The 25,435-nt window shown below is 56.7% G+C and carries 19 protein-coding genes; 11 read left to right on the top strand and 8 right to left on the bottom strand.

Annotated elements, in window-relative coordinates:
- Position 1: 1 nt before the first annotated feature.
- The 4 genes from glgC (at position 2) to BFV64_RS22045 (ending at position 6,502) form a co-directional block, all read left to right on the top strand.
- Positions 2–1,297: a glucose-1-phosphate adenylyltransferase gene (gene glgC / locus BFV64_RS22060; RefSeq protein ID WP_069602430.1), complete on the top strand. Its 1,296-nt coding sequence runs from the start codon at positions 2–4 to the stop codon at positions 1,295–1,297.
- Positions 1,297–2,730 (top strand): glycogen synthase GlgA, encoded by a 1,434-nt coding sequence (glgA, locus tag BFV64_RS22055; protein ID WP_023331499.1) that lies wholly within the window; start codon positions 1,297–1,299, stop codon positions 2,728–2,730. Before glgC ends, glgA begins: the two co-directional genes overlap by 1 nt.
- Positions 2,731–2,748: 18 nt before the next feature.
- Positions 2,749–5,196, top strand: a complete 2,448-nt coding sequence (glgP, locus tag BFV64_RS22050) for a glycogen phosphorylase (protein WP_014885554.1) — start codon at positions 2,749–2,751, stop codon at positions 5,194–5,196.
- Between the two features lie 148 nt (positions 5,197–5,344).
- On the top strand, positions 5,345–6,502 hold the full coding sequence (locus tag BFV64_RS22045; RefSeq protein WP_069601972.1) for a DDE-type integrase/transposase/recombinase: 1,158 nt from the start codon (positions 5,345–5,347) through the stop codon (positions 6,500–6,502).
- 77 nt (positions 6,503–6,579) lie between these two features.
- Here BFV64_RS22045 and glpD read toward each other — a convergent pair whose 3' ends face one another.
- The gene (gene glpD / locus BFV64_RS22040) at positions 6,580–8,088 is read right to left on the bottom strand and encodes a glycerol-3-phosphate dehydrogenase (RefSeq protein ID WP_014885553.1); all 1,509 of its coding nucleotides are present in this window, start codon (positions 8,086–8,088) and stop codon (positions 6,580–6,582) included.
- Between the two features lie 188 nt (positions 8,089–8,276).
- Between glpD and glpE the strand changes: the two genes are divergently transcribed.
- From glpE to BFV64_RS22020, 3 genes are read left to right on the top strand one after another with little or no spacing between them, the layout of a single operon-like run.
- A complete protein-coding gene (gene glpE, locus BFV64_RS22030; protein ID WP_014885552.1) occupies positions 8,277–8,609 on the top strand; it encodes a thiosulfate sulfurtransferase GlpE in 333 nt (110 codons plus the stop codon).
- Between the two features lie 47 nt (positions 8,610–8,656).
- The gene (gene glpG / locus BFV64_RS22025; RefSeq protein ID WP_069602429.1) at positions 8,657–9,487 is read left to right on the top strand and encodes a rhomboid family intramembrane serine protease GlpG; all 831 of its coding nucleotides are present in this window, start codon (positions 8,657–8,659) and stop codon (positions 9,485–9,487) included.
- 16 nt (positions 9,488–9,503) lie between these two features.
- Entirely contained in the window at positions 9,504–10,262 is a 759-nt protein-coding gene (locus tag BFV64_RS22020; RefSeq protein ID WP_014885550.1) for a DeoR/GlpR family transcriptional regulator, read from the top strand.
- An 82-nt stretch (positions 10,263–10,344) separates the two neighbouring features.
- Here BFV64_RS22020 and malT read toward each other — a convergent pair whose 3' ends face one another.
- A complete protein-coding gene (gene malT, locus BFV64_RS22015) occupies positions 10,345–13,050 on the bottom strand; it encodes an HTH-type transcriptional regulator MalT (RefSeq protein ID WP_014885549.1) in 2,706 nt (901 codons plus the stop codon).
- Between the two features lie 584 nt (positions 13,051–13,634).
- Here malT and malP point away from each other — a divergent pair.
- Positions 13,635–16,028 carry a maltodextrin phosphorylase gene (gene malP / locus BFV64_RS22010; protein WP_069602428.1) on the top strand — a complete coding sequence of 798 codons (2,394 nt, stop codon included), beginning with the start codon at positions 13,635–13,637 and terminating at the stop codon, positions 16,026–16,028.
- A 9-nt stretch (positions 16,029–16,037) separates the two neighbouring features.
- Entirely contained in the window at positions 16,038–18,116 is a 2,079-nt protein-coding gene (malQ, locus tag BFV64_RS22005; protein ID WP_063433785.1) for a 4-alpha-glucanotransferase, read from the top strand.
- Positions 18,117–18,226: 110 nt separating this feature from the next.
- Here the strand turns inward: malQ and gntT are convergent, their stop codons facing one another.
- The 3 genes from gntT to gntX form a co-directional block, all read right to left on the bottom strand.
- Positions 18,227–19,543, bottom strand: coding sequence for a gluconate transporter (gntT, locus tag BFV64_RS22000; protein ID WP_014885546.1), 1,317 nt, complete (start codon positions 19,541–19,543; stop codon positions 18,227–18,229).
- A gap of 360 nt (positions 19,544–19,903) precedes the next feature.
- Positions 19,904–20,479, bottom strand: coding sequence for a Fe-S biogenesis protein NfuA (gene nfuA, locus BFV64_RS21995; protein WP_003861601.1), 576 nt, complete (start codon positions 20,477–20,479; stop codon positions 19,904–19,906).
- Positions 20,480–20,540: 61 nt separating this feature from the next.
- A complete protein-coding gene (gntX, locus tag BFV64_RS21990) occupies positions 20,541–21,224 on the bottom strand; it encodes a DNA utilization protein GntX (protein ID WP_058690276.1) in 684 nt (227 codons plus the stop codon).
- Between the two features lie 36 nt (positions 21,225–21,260).
- Between gntX and bioH the strand changes: the two genes are divergently transcribed.
- Positions 21,261–22,034, top strand: coding sequence for a pimeloyl-ACP methyl ester esterase BioH (gene bioH, locus BFV64_RS21985; RefSeq protein ID WP_023331493.1), 774 nt, complete (start codon positions 21,261–21,263; stop codon positions 22,032–22,034).
- A 111-nt stretch (positions 22,035–22,145) separates the two neighbouring features.
- Positions 22,146–22,415, top strand: a complete 270-nt coding sequence (locus BFV64_RS21980) for a YdgH/BhsA/McbA-like domain containing protein (protein WP_014885543.1) — start codon at positions 22,146–22,148, stop codon at positions 22,413–22,415.
- Positions 22,416–22,459: 44 nt separating this feature from the next.
- Here the strand turns inward: BFV64_RS21980 and feoC are convergent, their stop codons facing one another.
- From feoC to feoA, 3 genes are read right to left on the bottom strand one after another with little or no spacing between them, the layout of a single operon-like run.
- Positions 22,460–22,696 (bottom strand): [Fe-S]-dependent transcriptional repressor FeoC, encoded by a 237-nt coding sequence (gene feoC, locus BFV64_RS21975; RefSeq protein ID WP_069602427.1) that lies wholly within the window; start codon positions 22,694–22,696, stop codon positions 22,460–22,462.
- Positions 22,697–22,706: 10 nt separating this feature from the next.
- Entirely contained in the window at positions 22,707–25,025 is a 2,319-nt protein-coding gene (gene feoB / locus BFV64_RS21970; RefSeq protein ID WP_014885541.1) for a Fe(2+) transporter permease subunit FeoB, read from the bottom strand.
- Between the two features lie 30 nt (positions 25,026–25,055).
- Positions 25,056–25,283 (bottom strand): ferrous iron transporter A, encoded by a 228-nt coding sequence (gene feoA / locus BFV64_RS21965; RefSeq protein ID WP_008503050.1) that lies wholly within the window; start codon positions 25,281–25,283, stop codon positions 25,056–25,058.
- Positions 25,284–25,435: the final 152 nt, after the last annotated feature.

Below are 25,435 nucleotides of genomic sequence, written 5' to 3'. Positions count from 1 at the left end.
CATGGTTAGATTAGAGAAGAACGATCCCTTAATGTTGGCACGCCAGCTACCATTAAAAACGGTTGCCCTGATACTTGCGGGCGGGCGTGGTACCCGTCTGAAAGATTTGACCATCAAGCGCGCCAAGCCGGCCGTTCACTTTGGTGGTAAGTTCCGCATCATCGACTTTGCGCTCTCCAACTGCCTGAACTCAGGCATTCGCCGTATTGGCGTCATTACGCAGTATCAGTCGCACACGCTGGTTCAGCATATTCAGCGCGGCTGGTCATTCTTCAGTGAAGAGATGAACGAGTTTGTCGATCTCCTTCCTGCTCAGCAACGTGTTCACGGCGAGAACTGGTATCGCGGGACGGCGGATGCGGTGACGCAGAACCTCGACATCATTCGTCGCTATAACGCGGAATACATTGTGATCCTCGCCGGGGATCACATCTACAAGCAAGATTACTCCCACATGCTCATCGACCACGTCGAAAAAGGGGCGCGCTGCACCGTGGCGTGTCTGCCGGTGCCCGTTGCCGAGGCGACGGCGTTTGGCGTGATGCACGTGGACGCCGACGATAAAATCATCGACTTCGTCGAAAAACCGGCGAACCCGCCAACCATGCCGGGCGATGACACCAAATCCCTCGCCAGCATGGGGATCTATGTCTTTGATGCAGATTATCTTTATGAGCTGCTGGAAGACGACGACAAAGACGAAAACTCCAGCCACGACTTTGGTAAAGACATCATCCCGAAAATCACCAAAGCTGGCATGGCGTATGCACATCCTTTCCCGCTGTCCTGCGTGCAGTCAGACCCGAATGCCGAGCCTTACTGGCGCGATGTGGGCACGCTGGAAGCGTACTGGAAAGCGAACCTCGATCTGGCCTCAGTCACGCCTGAGCTGGATATGTACGACCAGAACTGGCCGATTCGTACCCACATGGAATCCTTGCCGCCGGCCAAATTCGTGCAGGACCGCTCCGGCAGCCACGGTATGACGCTGAACTCGCTGGTCTCTGGCGGGTGCATTATCTCCGGTTCGGTGGTGGTGCAGTCCGTGCTGTTCCCGCGCGTGCGGATAAATTCATTCTGTAATATCGATTCGGCGGTCTTATTGCCGGATGTCTGGGTAGGGCGTTCGTGTCGTCTGCGTCGTTGCGTGATCGACCGCGCCTGCGTCATCCTTGAGGGGATGGTCATCGGTGAAAACGCGGAAGAAGACGCGCGTCGTTTCTACCGTTCGGAAGAGGGGATCGTGTTAGTCACACGGGAAATGTTGCGGAAGCTGCAGATCAAACAGGAGCGATGATGCAGGTTTTACACGTATGTTCTGAGATGTTCCCGTTGTTAAAAACGGGCGGTCTGGCGGATGTTCTTGGTGCATTACCGGCGGCACAAATCGCCGGAGGCGTGGATACCCGAGTCCTGCTGCCTGCCTTCCCGGATATCCGGCGCGGCATTCCTGATGCAAAGGTTGTGACCCGCCGTGAGACGTTTGCCGGACGCATCACCCTGCTGTTTGGACATTACAATGGCGTAGGGATTTACCTGATCGACGCGCCACACTTATACGACCGACCGGGCAGCCCGTATCACGATACGAACCTGTTCGCCTATACCGACAACGTGCTGCGCTTTGCGCTGCTCGGCTGGGTCGGGGCAGAAATGGCGACGGGGCTGGATCCGTTCTGGCGTCCGGATGTGGTGCACGCGCACGACTGGCATGCCGGGCTGGCTCCGGCGTATCTCGCCGCGCGCGGTCACCCGGCAAAATCGGTCTTTACGGTGCATAACCTCGCCTATCAGGGGATGTACTACGCGCATCATATGAATGACATCGATCTGCCATGGTCGTTCTATAACATGCACGGGCTGGAGTTTAAGGGGCAGATTTCGTTCCTGAAGGCGGGGCTGTACTACGCCGATCACATCACGGCGGTCAGCCCAACCTATGCGCGAGAAATCACCCAGCCGGAGTTTGGCTACGGCATGGAAGGGCTGCTGCAACAGCGCCATCGGGAAGGGCGCCTGTCGGGCATTCTGAACGGCGTGGATGAACAGATCTGGAGTCCGGAAACCGATCTCTTGCTGGCGGCACGCTATGGTCGCGATTCCGTGGAAGACAAAGCGGAAAACAAACGCCAGCTGCAGATTGCAATGGGGCTGAAGGTCAACGACAAAGTGCCGCTCTTCGCGGTGGTGAGCCGCCTGACCAGCCAGAAAGGGCTGGACCTGGTGCTGGAGGCGCTGCCCGGCTTGCTCGAGCAGGGCGGACAGCTGGCGCTGCTCGGCGCAGGTGACCCGGTGCTGCAGGAAGGTTTCCTCGCGGCGGCAGCGGAACACCCGGGGCAGGTGGGCGTGCAGATTGGTTACCACGAGGCATTTTCGCACCGCATTATGGGCGGCGCAGACGTCATTCTGGTGCCAAGCCGCTTCGAGCCCTGCGGCCTGACGCAGCTCTATGGCCTGAAATACGGCACCCTGCCGCTGGTACGCCGCACGGGCGGGCTGGCGGATACGGTGTCTGATAGCTCACTGGAAAATCTGGCGGACGGTATCGCCAGCGGGTTTGTTTTTGAAGACAGTAATGCCTGGTCGCTGCTTCGGGCGATTCGGCGTGCTTTCGTCTTGTGGTCCCGTCCGTCGCTGTGGCGTTACGTACAACGTCAGGCGATGTCCATGGACTTTAGCTGGCACGTTGCGGCGCAGTCGTACCGCGATCTTTATCAACGCTTGATGTAACGAGGCGAAGTTACTGATATGAATGCTCCATTTAGCTACTCTTCACCCACGCTCAGCGTTGAGGCGTTAAAGCACTCCATCGCCTATAAGCTGATGTTCACCATCGGGAAAGATCCGGTCATCGCCAACAAACACGAGTGGCTGAACGCCACTCTGTTTGCGGTGCGCGACCGTTTAGTTGAACGCTGGCTGCGATCAAACCGCGCCCAGCTCTCGCAGGAAACGCGTCAGGTTTACTACCTGTCGATGGAATTTTTGATTGGCCGCACGCTCTCCAACGCGCTGCTGTCGCTCGGCATTTACGACGACGTTAAAACCGCCCTCGAAGAGATGGGGCTGGATTTAGAAGAGCTGATTGACGAAGAGAACGACCCGGGCCTCGGCAACGGCGGGCTGGGGCGTCTTGCCGCCTGCTTCCTCGACTCGCTGGCGACCCTGGCGCTGCCGGGACGCGGGTACGGCATTCGCTACGACTACGGCATGTTCAAGCAGAACATCGTCGACGGGCGTCAGAAAGAGTCGCCGGACTACTGGCTGGAGTACGGCAACCCGTGGGAGTTCAAGCGTCACAATACCCGCTACAAGGTGCGCTTTGGCGGACGTATTCAGCAGGAAGGCAAAAAATCCCGCTGGGTGGAGACCGAAGAGATCCTGGCCGTGGCCTACGACCAGATCATCCCCGGCTATGACACCGATGCCACCAACACGCTGCGCCTGTGGAGCGCCCAGGCCAGTAGCGAGATTAACCTCGGTAAATTCAATCAGGGTGACTATTTCGCCGCGGTGGAAGATAAAAACCACTCTGAAAACGTGTCCCGCGTCCTCTATCCGGATGACTCAACCTACTCCGGCCGTGAGCTGCGCCTGCGTCAGGAGTATTTCCTCGTCTCGGCGACGATTCAGGATATCCTCAGCCGCCATCACCAGCTGCACAAAACCTACGCCAATCTGGCGGAGAAAACCGCGATTCACCTCAACGACACGCACCCGGTGCTCTCTATTCCAGAGCTGATGCGCTTGCTTATCGACGAGCATAAGTTCAGCTGGGATGAGGCATTCGAGGTGACCTGCCAGGTGTTCTCGTACACCAACCACACGCTGATGAGCGAAGCGCTGGAAACCTGGCCGGTGGATATGCTCGGCAAAATCCTGCCGCGCCATCTGCAGATTATCTTCGAGATTAACGACTACTTCCTCAAGACGCTGCAGGAGCAGTATCCGAACGATACCGGCCTGCTGAGCCGGGCGTCGATCATTGATGAATCCAACGGTCGTCGCGTACGCATGGCCTGGCTGGCGGTAGTGATCAGCCACAAGGTAAACGGCGTGTCTGAGCTCCACTCAAACCTGATGGTGCAGTCGCTGTTTGCGGATTTCGCGAAGATCTTCCCGACGCGTTTCTGCAACGTGACCAACGGCGTCACGCCGCGTCGCTGGCTGGCGCTGGCGAACCAGCCGCTTTCTGACGTGCTGGATCAGAACATTGGCCGCACCTGGCGCACCGACCTGAGCCAGCTGAGCGAGCTGGAACAGCACATTGATTTCCCGACGGTGAACAAAGCCGTGCGCGAAGCCAAGCTGCTGAACAAAAAGCGTTTGTCGGTTTACCTTGCGCTGCATCTGAACGTGGTCGCCAACCCGAAAGCGTTGTTTGACGTGCAGATCAAACGTATTCACGAGTACAAGCGTCAGCTGATGAACGTGCTGCATGTGATTACCCACTACAACCGGATTAAGGCCGACCCGACGGCCGAGTGGGTGCCGCGCGTGAAAATCTTCGCCGGTAAAGCCGCTTCCGCCTATTACATGGCGAAGCACATTATCCATCTCATCAACGATGTGGCGAAGGTCGTCAACCTGGATCCGGATATTGGCGACAAGCTGAAGGTGGTGTTCATCCCGAACTACAGCGTAAGCCTGGCGCAGCTGATCATCCCGGCGGCGGATCTCTCTGAGCAGATTTCGACGGCGGGTACGGAAGCCTCCGGGACCAGTAACATGAAGTTTGCCCTCAACGGTGCGCTGACCATTGGCACCCTGGACGGGGCGAACGTTGAGATGCTGGAGCACGTAGGGGCTGAGAACATCTTTATCTTCGGGAACACCACGGAAGAAGTGGAGGCGCTGCGCAGAAAAGGCTACTCGCCGCGTGAGTTCTATGAAAAAGATGAAGAGTTACGTCAGGTACTGACGCAGATCGCGACCGGTGTATTCAGCCCGGACGAGCCGGGCCGCTATCGCGATCTGGTGGATTCGCTGATTAACTTTGGCGATCACTACCAGGTGCTGGCGGATTATCGCAGCTACGTGGACTGTCAGGATAAGGTGGACGAACTGTACCGTCAGCAGGAGAAGTGGACCAGCGCTGCGATGCATAACATCGCCAATATGGGGTATTTCTCGTCCGACAGGACCATTAAGGAGTATGCCGAGACGATCTGGCATATTGATCCGGTGAGGCTGTAAAAACATAGCCGGGTGGCGGCTTCGCCTTACCAGGCCTACTCGATCCCGTAGGCCCGGTAAGCGTAGGGTATGAACCGGAAACATGGGTAACACTTTAGACCGGATACATGGGTAACAGTTATAACTGGCATAGAAGAGGAGACTCGCTATGCCCTGGACTGAGACCCGACCTATGCAACGCCTTGATTTTATCCGTGCCTGCCATGCAGGTACGGACTCCTTCTCCGCGCTTTGCCGTCTTTTTGGCATCAGCCGTAAAACCGGCTATAAATGGCTTCAGCGTTTTGACCCTTCTGACCTGTCATCTCTCTCGGACCGGTCGCGTGCGCCACGCTCCCACTCCCGGACGGTTCCTGATGATATCGCCGGACACCTGACTGCCCTGCGTCAAAAACACCCTGACTGGGGGCCAAAAAAACTGCGGATGTGGTTGCTCAATCATCACGTCGATTTTACCGTACCTGCCGCCAGCACTATCGGCGATATCCTCAAGCGCGAAGGCCTGGTTCCGGATAAAAAACGAAAACGCAGAACACCAGGCAATCGCCAGCCCCTGACCATCATCAGTGAGAACAATCAGGTCTGGAGCGCTGATTTTAAAGGCAAGTTCAGGCTGCTCAGCAGAGAGTACTGCCATCCTTTCACCCTGACCGATAATCACAGCCGGTATCTGCTCAGCTGCCGGGGAACACACCGTGAGAGTGAACCCTTTGTCAGAGAGTGCCTGACGGATGCGTTCCTGGAATATGGTCTGCCGGAAGTGCTTAGAACCGATAACGGCCAGCCCTTCGCGGGAACAGGAATAGCCGGATTAAGTCGTCTTGCCGTCTGGCTAATCAAGCTGGGCATCAGGCCGGAGCGTATCAGAAAGGGGCATCCGGAAGAAAATGGCCGCCATGAGCGAATGCACCGCTCCCTGAAAAGTGCGGTGAAACAGGGCAACACCTTCATGACGATGGAAGAACAACAGCGGTGGTTCAGTGACTACCGGAAAGAATTTAACTACGAAAGGCCGCATGAAGCACTGGCGGGAGCAACGCCCGGAACGGTATGGCAACCCTCAAACCGACACTGGGATGGCCGTGTTCCTGAATATGCTTATCCGGAAGGAGGTACAGTCTACAGGGTGAAATCGAGGGGGACCCTCTATATGGGAAAAAAGGGTACGGTGTTCCTGAGTGAAGCACTGACTGGGGAGTACATCATGCTGGAAGAACAAGCTGATGGCCTTGAGGCCATCATCTTTAATGGGATAACGCTTGCGTACTACGACCGAAAAACCCAGAGTGTGCTCCGGATAGACTAAAAGTGTTACCTATGTTCCCGGTCTGATCTGTCACCTATGTATCCGGTCATACAGTAGCGCCACCGGGCTTTTTTACATCAAGACGCTAACGACAGCTCACGCTTTCCCGCATGCTGCTGCAGCCACTGCGCCACACGTGACTGCTGTTCGGCATTCAGCCACATCCCTTCTTTGGTACGGCGCCAGATGGCGTCGTCCAGGCGGCGAACCCACTCGTGCTCGACCAGGTAACGCAGCTCGGCTTCGTACAGCTCGTGACCGAAATGCTCGCCCAGATCCGCAATGTCCTTCGCATCACCGAGGAACAGCTCGGTATTGCTGCCGTAGGTGCGGGCGTAGTGGCGCGCCATGCCTTCGGTAATGAACGGGAAGCGACGGCGCAGCTTCGCGGCATAATCGTCGCGGTTGTCGCCGATATCACCGCCGGGCAATACCGCGCCTTTGGTCCATGCCGGGCCAATGCCCTTATAGTACGGGGCCAGTTTTTCCAGCGCGTGCTCCGCCAGCTTGCGGTAGGTGGTGAGCTTGCCGCCAAACACCGACAGCAGCGGCGCCTGGCCGTCTACGTCGTGAATATCGAGCGTATAGTCGCGGGTGATGGCCTGCGGTGAGTCAGACTCGTCATCGCACAGCGGACGCACGCCGGAGTAGGTCCAGACCACGTCATCGCGGGACAGCTGTTTCTTAAAGTGTGCGTTATACACTTTAAGGAGGTAGTTCACTTCGCTCTCGTCGATCTCAACGTTTTTCGGATCCCCTTTGTACTCCACGTCGGTGGTGCCGATGATCGAGAATTCGTCCATCCACGGGATCACAAACACGATGCGCTTATCTTCGTTCTGCAGAATGTACGCTTGTTTTTGCGTGTGTACGCGCGGCACCACAATATGGCTGCCCTTGATCAGGCGGATGCCGTACGGCGAAGGCAGATGCATGCCGTCGTCGAAGAACTGCTTCACCCACGGACCGGTGGCGTTCACCAGACCGCGCGCTTTCCAGCTGAATTTCTCGCCGGTATCAATGTCTTCTGCTTCGACGATCCACAGGCCGTTTTCACGACGCGCGGCGGTAGCGCGGGTACGGGTTTTCACCTCTCCACCTTTCTTCTCCACCATCTGCGCATTCGCCAGCACCAGGCGTGCATCGTCCACCCAGCAGTCGGAATATTCGAAACCGCGCACGATTTCAGGCTTCAGGACCGATTCTGAGCCAAAACGCAAACCGTTCGAACCCGGCAGGCTGGTGCGTTTACCCAGATGATCGTACATAAACAGACCAATTCGGATCATCCACGCCGGACGCAGGTGCGGGCGATGGGGCAGACGGAAACGCATCGGGATCGCCAGATGCGGCGCCATTTTTAGCAGCACTTCACGTTCGGCCAGCGCTTCACTGACCAGGCGGAATTCGTAGTGTTCCAGGTAGCGCAGGCCACCGTGGATCAGCTTGGAGCTGGCGGACGACGTCGCGCAGGCGAGATCGTTAGCTTCCAGCATCAGCACGGATAAACCGCGTCCTGCGGCATCGACCGCAATACCGGCACCGTTGATGCCACCGCCTATCACAATCAGATCTTTGGTTTCCATAACACCCTCATGCACTTTCGTTAAAGCTCAAAAATGTTCGATATCGCTCATAATAGCAAAGGAACGCGCTTTTGGTAACATCAAAAAAACAATTTAGAGTGATATGGATAACATAATGGCGTTTACCCGCCGCCAGGACGTACACTACGGGGTAAAATTGTGTCGTTGACCCCTGTAAAGAGAACACCATGGATCAGTTTGAATGTATTAACGTAGAAGAAGCCCATCAGAAGATGCACCAGGGAACGGCGGTGCTGGTGGATATCCGCGATCCGCAGAGTTTTGCGATGGGCCATACGCCGGGCGCGTTCCATCTCACCAACGACACGCTGGGCGCGTTTATGCGCGATAACGACTTCGATACGCCGGTGATGGTGATGTGTTACCACGGCAACAGCAGCAAAGGCGCGGCGCAGTATCTGCTTCAGCAGGGCTACGACGCTGTGTACAGCGTCGACGGCGGCTTCGATGCCTGGCATCGTCATTTCCCGGCAGAAGTGGAATACGCCTTTGAGCGCTAATCCCGCTATACTGTTCCCTTTTGTGTGGAAATAAGCGACCGCTGCCCATGTTGATGATCACCTCTTTTACCAATCCGCGCGTCGCCCAGGCGTTTGTCGACTATATGGCAACGCAGGGCGTTATTCTGACCATTCAGCAACATACGCAGACCGATGTCTGGCTGGCCGATGAGAGCCAGGCCGGGCGGGTAAACGAGCAGTTGGCGCGTTTTCTTGAGAATCCTGGCGACCCGCGCTATCTGGCGGCAAGCTGGCAATCCGGCCAGACGGGCAGCGGATTGCATTACAGTCGTTTCCCTTTTCTTGCCACTATTCGCGAGCGCGCAGGGCCGTTTACGCTGCTGCTGATGGCCGCCTGTATTATCGTCTTCATTATCATGAACGTGGTGGGCGACCAGAGCGTGATGATCGCCCTGGCGTGGCCGTACGACCCCTCTCTGGAGTTTGACGTCTGGCGCTACTTCACCCATGCGCTGATGCACTTCTCAGTGATGCATATTCTCTTCAACCTGCTGTGGTGGTGGTATCTCGGCGGGATTGTCGAGAAGCGACTCGGCAGCGGTAAGCTGATCGTGATCACCGTGATTAGCGCCCTGTTGAGCGGCTACGTGCAGCATAAATTCAGCGGCCCGTGGTTCGGTGGGCTGTCGGGCGTCGTCTACGCCCTGATGGGCTATGTCTGGCTTCGCGGAGAGCGCGACCCGGAAAGCGGCATCTATTTACAACGCGGATTAATAGCCTTTGCGTTAATATGGCTAATTGCCGGATGGTTTGATCTGTTTGGTATGTCTATCGCCAATGGTGCGCACGTCACCGGCCTGGCGGTCGGGCTGGCAATGGCGCTTGCCGACACGCTCCATGCGCGAAAACGAACATAATTCTCAGGGATAATTGATGAAACAAACACAACGTCATGACGCCATTATCGAACTGGTCAAAAAACAGGGATACGTCAGCACCGAAGAGCTCGTCGAGCAGTTTGCCGTCAGCCCGCAAACGATCCGTCGTGACCTGAACGATCTGGCCGATCAGAACCGTATTTTGCGCCACCACGGCGGGGCGGCGCTGCCGTCCAGCTCGGTCAACACCTCCTGGCATGACCGTAAAGCCACGCAGACGGCGGAAAAAGAACGCATAGCCCGTAAAGTGGCGAGCCAAATCCCAAACGGGGCGACGCTGTTTATTGACATCGGCACCACGCCGGAAGCGGTTGCTCACGCGCTGCTGGATCACGAGAACCTGCGCGTGGTCACTAACAACCTGAACGTCGCCAACACTCTGATGCAGAAAGACGATTTCCGGATCATCCTCGCCGGTGGTGAACTGCGCAGCCGCGACGGGGGCATTATCGGTGAAGCGACGCTCGACTTTATCTCTCAATTCCGCCTCGACTTCGGCATTCTGGGGATCAGCGGTATCGACAGCGACGGCTCGCTGCTGGAGTTTGATTACCACGAGGTGCGCACCAAGCGCGCGATTATTGAAAATTCACGCCACGTGATGCTGGTGGTGGACCATTCGAAGTTTGGCCGTAACGCGATGGTGAACATGGGCAGCATCAGCATTGTGGATGCGGTCTACACCGACGCGATGCCGCCAGCGGGCGTGATGCAGGTGATTAAAGATAATAATTTGCAGTTAGAATTGTGCTAGGAATTGTGTCGGGTGGCGCTGCGCTTACCCGACCTACAAAACCCCGTAGGCCCGCGCAAGCGTAGCGCCGCCGGGCAAGGAATCACACTCCGTACCCCATCATCTTCAAGAGCTGCTGCGCATGCTGTACCGCATCCTGACGATGCGCCACACCCAGCTTCTGATACAGATTACGAATGTGCGTTTTGATGGTGGTCGCCGCCACCGCCAGCTCACCGGCAATCTGCTCGTTGCTGTAGCCGGAATAGATCAGCCCCAGCACCTGCCATTCCCGCTGGGTGAGCGGGCTGGTGCGAATAAGCTCCGGCACTTCCGGATGGTTTAGCAGACGTTCAACGAAGTTCTCATCAAAATGCGCAAATTTGTGGCGATGATGCTGGTTAATCTCGCGAAGAATACGCTGAGCACGATGCTGATCCAGCTCCGGCAGGGTATTCAGCTGAATCAGCTGGCGCAGCTGTTGCGCCATCACTTCACCTTCAATCACAAAGTGGCTGATAAACCCGGTACGGTTCGCCAGCTGCAGCGCTTCCAGCAGCACGCGCTGGGCGTCATTTTTGCGTCCCGCCTGCCAGTAAAGCTGGTTAAGCAGCAGCAGGTTGCGGTTCAGATCGCTCATCAGGCGCAGGCTACGGGCGTTTTCGTTTAACTCTTCCAGTACGATCTCGGCAGGCTCGAAGTCACCCAGCAGGATCTGCACGCGGGCGATGTTGCGCCACTGGCTTTGCAGGAAGTGGTTATTGGCAAACTCTGGTTTTGGCGTATGACGCAGCCAGTTGGCGGCGGATTTTTTATCCCCCGTCATCTGCCAGTAAATCACCCGGACCTTATCGGCGTTTGACACCCAGTCGCTGTGGTACTGGCCGTTGCCGAGCAGGTTTTCCAGACGGTTAAGGTGATTGCGGGCGTTATCGAGATCGCCGCGCGCCAGCGAGCACTGCACCAGCAGCGCCAGGCACTGCAACTGCTGCTGCGGCTGGAAGCCAGAAAGCACGTTCACACCCTGACGGGCGCAGCTTTCTGCTTCATCGAGGCGCGACCATGCCCACAGCAGCTGAGCGCGAATGCGCAACAGGAACTCGTGCATCGGCAGCTGTTCCAGATGCTGTTCACGAATCAGCTGGAACGCTTTTTCCTGATTTTCCCAGGCAGCCTGCAGGAACCCCTGAGCGAATAAAATTTCACTTTGCTGAATCAGACTCCACAGGGCGTAGTGCCACACATCATGGCGGCGCGCCATCTGCTCGGTTTGCTGCATCAGGGAAAGGGAGCGCGTCAGCTCGCCCTTGCAGTGCAGTACTTCCCCGTGTACCGAGGTCGCCACGATGCGGCTGTAGAAATTAGCCAGCGGCAGCTCATCCAGCGCGACCATCGCCAGCCGTTCCGCTTCATCCGGATCGCCGTCGTTAATTGCGACCTGCGCCCGCAGGGCGTTAAATTCGCCGTGCAGGGTAGTATCCATTTCACTTTCCATCTCCTGCTCGGCACGCGCCAGCAGGGTATTGACCTCACTGTAGCGGTGCTGGCTTTGCATCAGCCAGGCCTGCAGCAGAACCAGACGCGGGTTCTCAAGCAGGCTCTCCCACGGCAGGGCTTTCAGCGACTCTTCCAGCAGCGTCAGTTCGCTGTGGTTAAACAGCCCCCACGCGTGGTTGAGCAGAATATCGCGCAGCATACTGGCGTCACCGGCAGCCAGCGCGTGGTGAATGGCCTCGCTCGGGAAGCCTTGCGCCATCCAGCTTTCAGCGGCGGCGCGATGGATTTCCGGCAGTTCTGTGGCAAGCTCCCACTGACAGCGCTGGCGCAGGAAGCTACCAAACAAGGGATGGTAGCTGAACCACTCGCCGGGATCGTCCATGCGTGTCAGGAACAGGCCCTGACGTTCAATCTCTTCCAGCTGTAACTGGCCGTTTTCACAGCCGGTAACGCGCACGATCAGCGCGTCGTTCATCGAACGCAGCAGGGAGCTTTTCAGCAGGAAATGACGGGTTGAAGGATCAACGCTGTCCAGCACCTCGTCCACCAGATAATCAGAGAGATGGCTGGCGTTGATACCGGCCAGACGCCGTGCCGACTGGTGTGTCGGGCTGTTGTTTTGCCGCGCAGAGAGGGCAATCAGCTGCAACGCCGTGGCCCAGCCCGCGACGTCATCGCACAGGCGGCTGCTTTCAGCGGCCTCAATCGGCGAGGTCAGGCGGCAGTCGAAGAACTGTTTCGCTTCCTGATGGGTAAAGGCCAACTGCTGGCTGCCAATCTCCAGCAGCTGATCGCGCACGCGCAGGTTGGCAATGCCCAGCTGCGGCAGGTTGCGCGACAGCACCACCAGGGTCAGGTTTTCCGGTTGATGGCGCAGGAAGAAACGCATCGACTCGTGGATAACCGGATTTGAAATCAGATGATAATCATCAATTACCACATAAAGCGGGCGATGCCATTCAGCCAGTTCAATGAACAGCTGAGAGAAAAGGGAGGACAGGCTGGCGTACTGGCGCTTTTGCACCATCACCTCACTGGCGACGCAGTGTCCATTCGTGGCCTGTTGAATGGCAGCAATCAGATAGCTGGCAAAACGCTCTTGCTGGTTATCGCCCTCATCAAGGGAGTACCAGCCAAGATCGCTCTTACCTGCGGCCCATTGCGAAATGAGCGTTGTTTTTCCATAACCTGCAGGGCTCGTAACCAGCGCCAGTCGGAAATTATGCGCGCCGGAAAGTTTAGCCAGCAGACGCTCGCGGACCACTGTATGGTCGAGACGAACCGGGCGACTTAATTTAGACGGAATCAACATAGGTTTCACTTCACTGTGGTGAACGAGAGATTTTATTTTTTTGCGCTTCGTAATTAATAGCTATAAGGTCGGACAGATAGAGAACTATTGCAAGTTATGTCTGGATTTGGTGGCTCTGAATTTGCACTCTGTCACAAAACATTCAGGCAGATGATGGAACTTTCCTGAAAGGGCTGTGACGCCGCGCCAGTGCTGGCTTGTATGGTTCTCTTGCGGTTATGCTGAAACTGGTTTCAGAAAGGGATAGTGACGCCAAATTTAATAAAGTCCGGGTAAAGTTCAGTGAGCTTAATAATCTCCTTAGATATGACCCAATTGCAGAAATATTATTCTACGTAAGTAATCATTTCAGCGCGGATTAATTTCATCCGAAACTGCATTTCATTTCTTTGACATTCTTCCCGGTGACGTTTTCCTCTTCCGGGCACACTCAGGCTATGCTCTGAGAGTGGCCTCGATCACACTTTTATGCTCATCCCCGCTACTCCTCCCTGTCTAATCCCCCACAGGAGGAGGAAGAGGTGAAATGAGCCAGGCACACTAGCGCCAACTTGTGTTTTCTTTCTAAAGGATGCCGATCCCCTATGTCACAGCCTACCTTCAACAAAGCTCAATTCCAGGCTGCCCTGACGCGTCAGTGGCAGCGTTTTGGCCTTCATGCTGCAAACGAGATGACGCCTCACCAGTGGTGGCAGGCGGTGAGCGGGGCGCTCGCAGAGCAGCTGGATGCTCAGCCCGTGGCGAAGCCCGTCAAAGGCCAGCGTCACGTCAACTATATCTCGATGGAATTCCTGATTGGCCGCCTGACGGGCAACAATCTGCTGAACCTTGGGTGGTATCAGGAGGTGGGTGATGTGCTGAAAGCGCACGACATCAACCTGACTGACCTGCTGGAAGAAGAGATTGACCCGGCTCTCGGTAACGGTGGTCTGGGGCGCCTGGCGGCCTGCTTCCTTGACTCCATGGCAACGGTTGGCCAGTCCGCCATTGGCTATGGCCTGAACTATCAGTATGGCCTGTTCCGTCAGTCGTTCGCTGATGGTCACCAGATGGAAGCGCCAGATGACTGGCACCGCAATACCTACCCGTGGTTCCGCCACAATGCGCAGCTGGACGTGCAGGTCGGCATCGGTGGGAAAGTCACAAAGCAAGGCCTCTGGGAACCGGCTTTCACCATCACCGGTGAAGCCTGGGATCTGCCGGTGCTTGGCTACCGTAACGGCGTGGCGCAGCCGCTGCGCCTGTGGCAGGCGAAGCACGCTCATCCGTTCAACCTGACCAAATTCAACGACGGCGATTTCCTGCGTGCCGAGCAGCAGGGTATCGACGCCGAGAAGCTGACCAAAGTCCTCTACCCGAACGACAACCATCTGGCGGGTAAAAAACTGCGTCTGATGCAGCAGTATTTCCAGTGCGCCTGCTCCGTGGCGGACATTCTGCGCCGTCATCACCTGGCGGGCCGCAAGCTGGCACAGCTGCCGGACTTCGAAGTGATTCAGCTCAACGACACGCACCCGACCATCGCCATTCCTGAACTGCTGCGCGTGCTGATCGACGAGCATCAGCTGAGCTGGGATGACGCCTGGGCGATTACCAGCCGCACCTTCGCCTACACCAACCACACCCTGATGCCGGAAGCGCTGGAGTGCTGGGATGAGAAGCTGGTGAAAGCGCTGCTGCCGCGCCATATGCAGATCATCAACAAGATTAACGATCGGTTTAAAACCCTGGTGGATAAAACCTGGCCAGGCAATAAAGCGGTCTGGGCGAAGCTGGCAGTGGTCCACGATAAGCAGGTTCGCATGGCGAACATGTGCGTGGTGAGCGGCTTTGCGGTGAACGGCGTAGCGGCCCTTCACTCGGATCTGGTCGTCAAAGATCTGTTCCCGGAATATCACCAGCTGTGGCCGACCAAATTCCACAACGTGACCAACGGCATCACGCCGCGTCGCTGGATCAAGCAGTGCAACCCGCTGCTGGCCGATCTGCTGGATAAGACCTTGAAGAAAGAGTGGGCCAACGATCTGGACCAGCTCATCAACCTGGAAAAATACGCGGATGACGCGAAGTTCCGCGAGCAGTACCGTGCCATCAAGCTGGAGAACAAAGTTCGTCTGGCGGCGTTTGTGAAAGCGCGCACCGGGATTGAGATCAACCCGAATGCCATTTTCGATATCCAGATCAAGCGCCTGCATGAGTACAAACGTCAGCACCTTAACCTGCTGCACATCCTGGCGCTGTATAAAGAGATCCGCGAGAACCCGCAGGCCGACCGCGTGCCGCGCGTGTTCCTGTTCGGTGCGAAAGCGGCACCGGGCTACTACCTGGCGAAAAATATCATCCTCGGCATTAATAAAGTGGCGGCGGCGATCAACAACGATCCGAAGGTGGGCGACAAGCTGAAGGTGGTGTTCCTGCCGGATTACTGCGTCTCGGCGGCTGAAATGCTGATCCCGGCGGCGGATATTTCCGAGCAGATCTCGACCGCAGGGAAAGAGGCCTCCGGCACCGGTAACATGAAGCTGGCGCTGAACGGTGCGCTGACCGTTGGCACGCTGGACGGTGCGAACGTCGAAATCGCTGAGCAGGTCGGTGAAGAGAATATCTTCATCTTCGGTCATACCGTGGAAGAGGTGAAAGCCATCAAGGCCAAAGGCTACGACCCGGTGAAATGGCGTAAGAAAGACAAAGTGCTGGATGCGGTGCTGAAAGAGCTGGAGAGCGGTAAATACAGCGACGGTGACAAGCACGCGTTTGACCAGATGCTGCACAGCATGGACAAACATGGCGGTGACCCGTATCTGGTGATGGCCGATTTCACCGCCTATGTGGACGCGCAAAAGCAGGTCGACGTGCTGTATCGCGACCAGGACGCGTGGACCCGGGCATGCATTCTGAACACGGCGCGCTGCGGTATGTTCAGCTCTGACCGCTCAATCCGTGATTATCAGGCTCGTATCTGGCAGGCAAAACGCTAAGGAAGCGCGATGGAGAGTAAACGTCTGGACAGCGCCGCGCAGGCGGCGGGAATTAGCCTCAGTTACATCAATGCGCACGGCAAACCGCAGTCTATTGGTGCGGACACCAAAAGACGTTTGCTGAATGCCATGCACAAAGCCGACGCGAAAGCGTCGGCACTACCGGTGCCAAACGTAAAGGTCTTTACTGCGGGCAAAAAAATGTCGCTGACGGTGGAGGGGTGCGGCGAGTTTAGCTGGCTGCTCACCACCGAAGAGGGGCATCAGCATAAAGGCCACGCCACCGGCGGCAAAGCGTTTAACCTTCCGGCGAAACTGCCGGAGGGCTATCACAGCCTGACGCTCACCCAGGACGAGCAGCGTTTTCACTGCCGGGTGATCGTCGCGCCAAAACGCTGCTATGAGCCGCAGGCGCTGCTCGAAGGCAAAAAGCTGTGGGGCGCCTGCGTGCAGCTCTACACGCTGCGTTCCGACAGCAACTGGGGCATCGGCGATTTTGGCGATCTGAAGAATATGCTGGCCTCCGTGGGTGAGCGCGGCGGCGCGTTCATCGGCCTCAACCCGATCCACGCGCTCTATCCGGCGAACCCGGAAAGCGCCAGCCCGTACAGCCCGTCCTCCCGTCGCTGGCTGAACGTCATTTATATCGACGTTAACGCGTTGGATGATTTTAAAAACAGTAAAGACGCGCAGGCGTGGTGGAAGCTTGAGACCACGAAGCAGATGCTGAAACAGGCCCGCGAAGCGGACTGGGTCGATTACGCTACTGTGACCGCGCTAAAAATGGCGGCGCTACGTCTGGCCTGGAAAGGCTTTGCTAAGCGCAATGACGATCAGATGGCGGCCTTCCGCCAGTTTGTGGCGCAGGAAGGCGAAAGCCTCTACTGGCAAGCGGCATTCGATGCGCTGCACGCGCAACAGGTGAAAGAGGACGAAATGCGCTGGGGCTGGCCGGTCTGGCCGGAAGCGTACCAGTCCGTGGACACCCCGGAAGTCAAAGCCTTTTGTAAAACGCATGCCGACGAGGTGGATTTCTATCTGTGGCTGCAGTGGCTGGCCTACAGCCAGTTTGCCGCCTGCTGGCAGGTAAGCCAGGGCTACAACATGCCGATCGGCCTGTATCGCGATCTGGCCGTCGGCGTGGCAGAAGGGGGCGCGGAAACCTGGTGTGACCGTGAGCTTTACTGCCTGAAAGCGTCCGTCGGTGCGCCGCCGGATATCCTTGGGCCGCTCGGTCAGAACTGGGGCTTGCCGCCGATGGATCCGCACGTGATGGCGGCGCGCGCGTACGAGCCGTTTATCGACCTGCTGCGTGCGAACATGCAAAACTGTGGCGCGCTGCGTATTGACCACGTCATGTCCGTACTGCGCCTGTGGTGGATCCCTTACGGCGAAACGGCCGATCACGGCGCGTACGTCCAGTATCCGGTAGACGATCTGCTGTCGATCCTGGCCCTGGAGAGTAAGCGTCACCAGTGTATGGTGATCGGGGAAGATCTCGGTACCGTGCCGGTGGAAATTGTCAGCAAGCTCCGCGACAGCGGCGTGTACTCCTATAAAGTGCTCTATTTTGAAAACGACCATGAGAAAACCTTCCGCGCGCCGAAAGCGTATCCAGAACAGTCAATGGCAGTCGCGACGACGCATGATCTTCCTACGCTCAGAGGCTACTGGGAAAGTGGCGATCTGACGCTCGGGAAAACGCTGGGTCTCTATCCTGATGAAGAGGTTCTGCGCGGGCTGTATCAGGATCGCGAGCTGGCGAAGCAGGGGCTGCTGGATGCGCTGCATAAGCATGGCTGTCTGCCGAAGCGCGCCGGTCACAAGGCGTCGCTGATGGCGATGACGCCAACGCTCAACCGCGGTTTGCAGCGCTATATTGCCGACAGCAACAGCGCTCTGCTTGGCCTTCAGCCGGAAGACTGGATTGATATGGCGGAGCCGGTGAACATCCCGGGCACCAGCTATCAGTACAAGAACTGGCGTCGCAAATTGTCCACAACGCTTGAGAAGATGTTTGCCGATGACGGGGTGAACAGGCTGATTAAGGATTTGGATAAGCGGCGAAAAGCGGCTGCTAAGAAGTGATAAAAAACCCGCCAGTGGCGGGTTTTTTATTGCCCGGTGGCGCTACGCTTACCGGGCCTACATGGAGCCAGTAGGTCGGGTAAGGCGAAGCCGCCACCCGACTTATGACATCAAACCACCATATTCAACAGCAGCACCCCAACCAGGCCACACACCGAAATAATGGTTTCCAGCGCGGACCAGGACTTGATGGTTTCACCGATGGTCAGGTTGAAGTACTCCTTAAACAGCCAGAAGCCCGGGTCGTTCACGTGAGAGAAAATCACGCTACCGGAACCGACCGCGATAACCATCAGCTCAGGACTGACGCCCGTGGTGGCAATCAGCGGCGCAACGATACCGCCTGCAGTAATCGCAGCAACGGTTGCAGAACCCAGCGCAATACGCAGAACCGCGGCAATAGACCAGGCCATCAGGAGCGGCGACACGTTGGTTTCGTGCATCATCGCAGCGATGTATTTGTCCACGCCGCTGTCAACCAGCACCTGCTTGAACGCACCGCCACCGCCGATGATCAGGAGCATCATGGCAATAATTTTGATGGAAGAGGTCAATGTGTCGTTGATCTGATCCATTGAACGACCCCGGTTCAGACCGAAGGTGAACATCGCGATCAGGACGGCAATCAGCGTAGCCATGACCGGATCGCCCAGGAACTCTGCCACGCCCAGGAACGCATGACCTTTCGGCAGGATCATCTCTGCCACGGCGCGCATCGCCATCAGGATCACCGGTACCAGTGAGGTCCAGACGCTGACGCCAAAGCCTGGCATCTCTTCTTCGGTGAAGGTTTTCGCGCTGTACAGACCTTCCGGAATTGGCTTATCGATACCTTTCAGGAAGCGGGCATATACCGGGCCTGCCAGAATCACGGTCGGGATTGCCAGAATCGTACCGAACAGCAGGGTTTTACCCATATCGGCGTGGAAGATGGTGGCGATTGCCGTTGGGCCCGGGTGAGGTGGCAGGAAGCCGTGGGTCACGGACAGCGCCGCAGCCATTGGCACACCCACAAACAGCAGCGGAATGTTAGCCGCCGCTGCGATGGTGAACACCAGTGGCAGCATCAGCACGAAGCCCACTTCATAGAACAGCGCGAAACCGACGGTAAAACCGGTCAACACCACCGCCCACTGAATGTTCTTCTTACCAAATTTGTCGATAAGCGTGGTGGCAATACGCTGCGCGCCGCCACAGTCTGCCAGCATTTTGCCGAGCATGGCACCGAAGCCCATGATCAGCGCCAGGCTGCCGAGCGTGCCGCCGACACCGGCTTTAATGGAGCTGATAACTTTAACCAGCGGCATACCCTGCATCAGACCGACTGCAAGTGCCACCAGAACCAGAGCGATAAATCCATTCATTTTGAAACGGATCATCAAGAGCAGTAATAACACAACACCGATAGCAACGATGACTAATGGCATGATTTACCTGGCCTTTGAATTGTTATGGGTAACGTCATTGTTTCAACGACACATTCCGATTGTCCCAACTGGGAACAGAGAAGTAACGGCACTAATACTGATGCCTTGCAAACCATTAAGTTTAGTCGGCTGTTATGAGTGTGCTTAGTGCCCACGAGAATGATACGGGTAACATGGCGTGGTTGAGAATCACCCAGGCAGGCAAAATGTGAATTATGAGACGCAGGTCAACATATAGAGGAGGCGCGGCGGGAAAACAAAAGCCGGGTGGCGGCTTAGCCTTACCCGGCCTGCGATTGGGATACAGTAACAGTTTTGTAGGCCCGGTAAGCGCAGCGCCACCGGGCAAAGGCAGACGGCTTAGTAGTAAGAATGCTCGCCGCGCTGGTGCTCGGTCAGGTCACGTACGCCTTTCAGTTCCGGGAACTCGTTCAGCAGCTGCTTCTCGATCCCTTCTTTCAGCGTCACATCGACCATAGAGCAACCGTTACAGCCGCCGCCAAACTGCAGGATCGCCAGGCCGTCTTCCGTGATTTCCATCAGGGAAACGCGACCACCATGACCCGCCAGCTGGGGGTTGATCTGGGATTGCAGCAGATATTCAACGCGCTCCATCAGCGGGGCATCGTCGGAGACTTTACGCATTTTGGCGTTCGGCGCTTTCAGGGTCAGCTGAGAGCCCAGCTGGTCGGTGACGAAGTCGATCTCCGCATCTTCAAGATACGGCGCGCTCAGCTCATCAACATAAGCGGTGAGCTGTTCAAACTTAAGGGCAGTGTCAGTTGCTTCCACAGCGTCTGGCGGACAATAAGAGACACCGCATTCTGCATTCGGCGTGCCCGGGTTAATCACAAACACGCGGATCTGCGTCCCTTCTTCCTGATTTGCCAGCAGTTTGGCAAAGTGCGCTTGTGCAGAATCGGAAATACGGATCATAGCTTTGGCCTAATAGTTGACTAAATTACCTGGGTATAATCATACGCCCATTGAAGAAGGGCTACAAGGTACGGCACAGACACCATACCTGAACCGACGCGGCGCCGCTTCGCAAAAGCAGTCGGGAAAGTTCAGCAACGGTACTGCCTGTGGTGACGACATCATCCACAATCGCGATATGGAGGCCGTTAACCGCCAATTCAAGGCGAAAGGCATTTTTGAGGTTTCTTTTGCGCAGCCGGGCGTTGAGCTGATGCTGAACGGCGGTGGCATGTACGCGGGTGAGTGCGCTGGCAGTGTATCGACAGCCGAGCCAGCGGGCGAGCGGACGGCAGAGCAGGTCGCTCTGATTGTAACCACGCCGCCAGTGGCGATGGCGATACAGGGGAACATTGACCACCATATCAATTTTCGGCAGGGCGCGGGTTCGCCGTGCCTGTAAAACCGCCAGCAATAACAGGCGGGCAAGGGGCGGTGCCAGCGAGCTCTGGCCGGAAAACTTCAGGGCGTGAATCAACCTGCTCAGCGGTCGAACGTAATCATCCACCGCCACCAGCGCGCTCCACGGCGGGGGTTTTTTCAGGCAGCGGCCACAGGGTAAATAGCGGTTCGCGGCGGGTAAACCACATTGTGGGCAGGTGGTGATACGCCTTTCCAGCGAACGCGTGCAGACGGAACAGACGCCCCAGGCGCTAAGGGCAAGCGGCATTTTGCATAGCCAGCACAAGCCGGGCACTGTTAGCATGTTCAACCTCCATGTGAAAAAAGAGAACAGTAACTGATGAAGACGCTGTGGTGGCAGACCGTTGGGACAGGAAATTGCCATCTTGTGCTGCTGCACGGATGGGGCCTGAATGCAGAAGTATGGCATTGCATAAACGAGGAACTAGCCTCGCAATTTACGTTACATCTGGTTGATCTACCGGGGTATGGCCGTAGCCACGGTTATGGTGCGATGACGCTCGAAGAGATGGCGCAGGAGGTGCTGAACGCGGCGCCACAACATGCCATCTGGCTGGGCTGGAGCCTGGGTGGGCTGGTGGCAAGCCAGATTGCGCTTTCCTGGCCCGAGCGCGTAAACGCGCTGGTGACGGTGGCCTCATCGCCCTGCTTTAGCGCGCAGGAGACGTGGCCCGGCATAAAGCCTGACGTGCTGGCGGGTTTCCAGCAGCAGCTGAGTGACGATTTCCAGCGGACCGTAGAGCGGTTCCTCGCGCTACAGACGATGGGCACCGAAACCGCGCGACAGGATGCCAGAGCGCTGAAGCAGGTGGTGCTCTCTTTGCCGATGCCGGACGTTGAGGTGCTCAACGGCGGCCTTGAAATTCTGAAAACGGTCGATCTGCGTGAGCCGCTGGCCGCGCTGACGATGCCGCATCTGCGTATCTATGGTTATCTTGACGGGCTGGTGCCGCGCAAAGTGGTGCCTTTGCTGGACTCCCTCTGGCCGGACAGCGAATCGCAGGTCATTGCCAAAGCCGCGCATGCCCCGTTTATCTCTCATCCGACGGAATTTTGTTCAGCGCTCATTGCGTTAAGTCAACGTTTAGACTGATTATTTTCTATCCAGCCTGGAAAAAGTTACACACCGCAACCATACTCCAGATGTCGTTGCGGTTGTTATGCCTACGATGATCAAAACAACAATCCTATGGAGAGTCAGGCTATGAAACTTGTTACAGGTATTGTCACTTCTCTGGTTATTGGGTCACTGTCATTTGGCGTCTTTGCGGCAAAAGAGCTGGAAAAAGATAAAGTTGCCGGCATGAATCTGACGAAAATCGGTGAGATTTCTACGTCTGACACCACCGCGCCGATGGATGCGAGAAAAGAGCTGTCGAAGAAAGCGGATGAAATGGGCGGGACGTACTACGTCGTCACCAGTGCAGAAAAACAGACCAAAAACGTACGCGCCACCGCGGACGTCTATAAGTAATATGATAAAGCCGGGCAGCGATGCCCGGCTTTATGAGTGCAATATTAGCGCAGTGCCCACCACTCCCGCAGGCAAGCCTTTCCTTCCGGACAACTTTTACAACTGCCAGAGAGGCAACCCTCTGCCTCCTCCTGGATCCGCACGGCTTTACCCATGGCTTCAAGGCGTTCCAGCATGGCATCGATCATCGGCTGGGGCGTATGCAGGCTGAGGCTCAGCTGTTTCGCCTCCATCCGGCCCTGCAGAGCCAGCATGTCACGCACATGAATCAATGACGCCATGGTGTGCTCCTTAGTGACAGTCGCCCGCCGGGCTGTTGCAGCAGGTCGCGGCGGTTTTACGATTTGCCAGCAGGTCGATATCGACGCGGCTGCGTGCCCGGCGCAGCAGGCCAAGAACAATCACGTTAAACAGGACAACCGCGAGGATACAAACCAGGCTGTAGCGTGGGTGCTGACTGAAATTAACGGTCTGATAAAACAGCGTCGCCAGCGAGTAAGCGATATTCAGCCCCCACAGAATGGAGAAGCCCATCCAGCCGCGACTGGATTCACGCGCAATCGCTCCCATGACGGAGATGCACGGAATATAGAGCAGAACAAAGATGAGATAGCTGTAGGCCGCAGATGCGCTACCAAATTTCTCGCCCATCACGCCCATGGCACCCGTCGCCATTTCACCGTCGCCTTTGCTGGCCTCAATCGGGTTCGCCAGCACGCTGAGGCTGAAGGTATCTTTCAGGCTCTGCCAGGTCTCCTCGACGGCACCCAGCAGTTCATCACCGAGGTGAAACGCTGCCGGATTAAATTCCTGTTCCTGGATGTTCTCCGCGGTGTAGAGCGTGTTCAGGGTGCCGACAACCACCTCTTTCGCCATCGCACCGGTGAACAGGCCCACGGTCGCCTGCCAGTTATCCTCATGCACGCCAATCGGTTTGAAGACCGGCGTGATGATGCGGCTGACGGAGGCGAGGGCAGAATCGTTGATGTTATCTGCTGCCTGACCGCTGAGGGTGAAGCTGTTCAGCGCGCTCAGGAAAATGCTGACGATGACAATCACCTTACCGGCGCGCAGCACAAACCCTTTCAGGCGTTGCCAGGTCTGGATCACCAGGCTTTTCAGGTGTGGAACGTGATAGACCGGCAGCTCCATGACAAACGGTGAGGCTTCACCGCGCATAATCGTGTGCTTGAGCATTAAACCGGTCAGGATCGCCATCACGATGCCCAGAACATACAGCGAGAAGACTGCCAGCGCGCCCTGCTGACCAAAGAAGGCGGCCGCAAAGACGGCGAAGATGGCCAGACGCGCACCGCAGGACATAAACGGCGCCATCATAATGGTCATCAGGCGTTCACGCGGAGCATCCAGGGTACGGGCACCCATGACCGACGGCACGTTACAGCCGAAGCCGACAATCAGCGGTACGAAGGATTTGCCGGGCAAACCCAGGGCCTGCATCAGGCGGTCCATGACGAACGCGGCGCGCGCCATATAACCTGAATCTTCCAGGAACGAGAGGAACAGATACATCATGCCGATCTGCGGTACCAGCGGCAGAACGGTGTTAATGCCCCCGCCGAGCCCCTGAGCGAGGAAAATGGTCAGCCACTCCGGGAAGTGCAGGGTGTAACCCACCCACTGAATCCCGTGTACAAAGATCGCGACGGAACCGGCGTCAAAAATCGGCTGGAGTGCGCCGCCGATGTTGATGGCGAGCAGGAACATCACGTACATCACCAGCAGGAAGATCGGCAAACCGAGGAAGCGGTTGAGTACAATCTTATCCACCGCCGCCGTAAAGCGGCTGGGTTCCGCCGTCAGGGCATTACTGACCACGTCGCAAATCGAGGCGATGGCCTGGTATCGTGCATCAGCGATGTGCAGCGCCGGGTCGTCCAGCTCGTCGCTGAGACGGGCCACCGTCGCGTCCAGTTTATCTGCCGCATGTCCGGCATAGGCGCGGCTATAGATATCGCCTTCCAGCATCTGCAGGCCGAGCCACTGGCGCTGTTTTGCAGGCATGCTTTTGTCCATCTCCTGCGCCAGCAGATCGGCTTCGCGCAGCAGCGGGCGGGCGTAATGCACCAGCTCAACGTCGTGATTTCCCGTGTGACGGTCAATCGCCAGCTTCAGGGCATCAATCCCGCGAGCGCGCGTTGAGACCAGCGGCACTACCGGGCAACCCAGGCGCGCGGAGAGGGCATCGACGTCGATGCGCAGCTTTTGTTTCTCTGCAATGTCGAGCATGTTGAGCGCCACGATGCAGGGAATACCCAGCTCCAGCAGTTGCAGCGTCAGGTAGAGGTTGCGCTCGAGGTTGGAGGCGTCGACCACGTTGATCAGCAGATCCGCGTCGCCGCTCAGAATGTAGTGGCAGGCAATTTGCTCATCGAGCGAGGTCTGCGACGAAATGGTGGTCAAGGAATAGGTGCCGGGAAGGTCAACCAGAGTGACCTGATGATCCGTTGTCGTGAACTGGCCTTCTTTACGTTCAACGGTTACGCCTGCCCAGTTACCGACGCGCTGGCGCGCGCCCGTGAGCTGGTTAAATAGCGTGGTCTTGCCGGAATTAGGATTGCCAATTAAGCCAATAGTTAATTTTTTCATTTTTTTAGACTCACTGAAACCGCTGGCTCGTTATCGGGATAAGGCTTCGACTTCTATTAATGCGAGGTCTTTTTTACGCAGGACCAGATTCACGCGTCGGGTTTCAATGTGAACCGGATCGCCTAACGGCGCCACGCGCACCACCTGGAATGACGAGCCGGGCAGCATGCCCAGCGAGAGCAGCTTTTGCCGATAGGCCGGGCTAATTTCGCGGGTAAAACCGGTAATCTTCCACGCACTGTCTGGAGTGAATTGCATAACGCCTGCTTCCACGAAAGGTTAAATTATCAACTATGGGATGATAATGAGAATAGTTTTTATCAGCAATAATAAAACTGTGACGGAATGTTGTTTGGTGTATTAATTTACGGCCTGTTTGACCTTGCTCAATATTTGCTGAAATGCGGAGA

Source organism: Enterobacter kobei (assembly GCF_001729765.1).
Lineage (GTDB): Bacteria > Pseudomonadota > Gammaproteobacteria > Enterobacterales > Enterobacteriaceae > Enterobacter > Enterobacter kobei.
The sequence above is the reverse complement of the archived record's forward strand: the minus strand, read 5'-3'. Positions and strand labels throughout refer to the sequence as shown.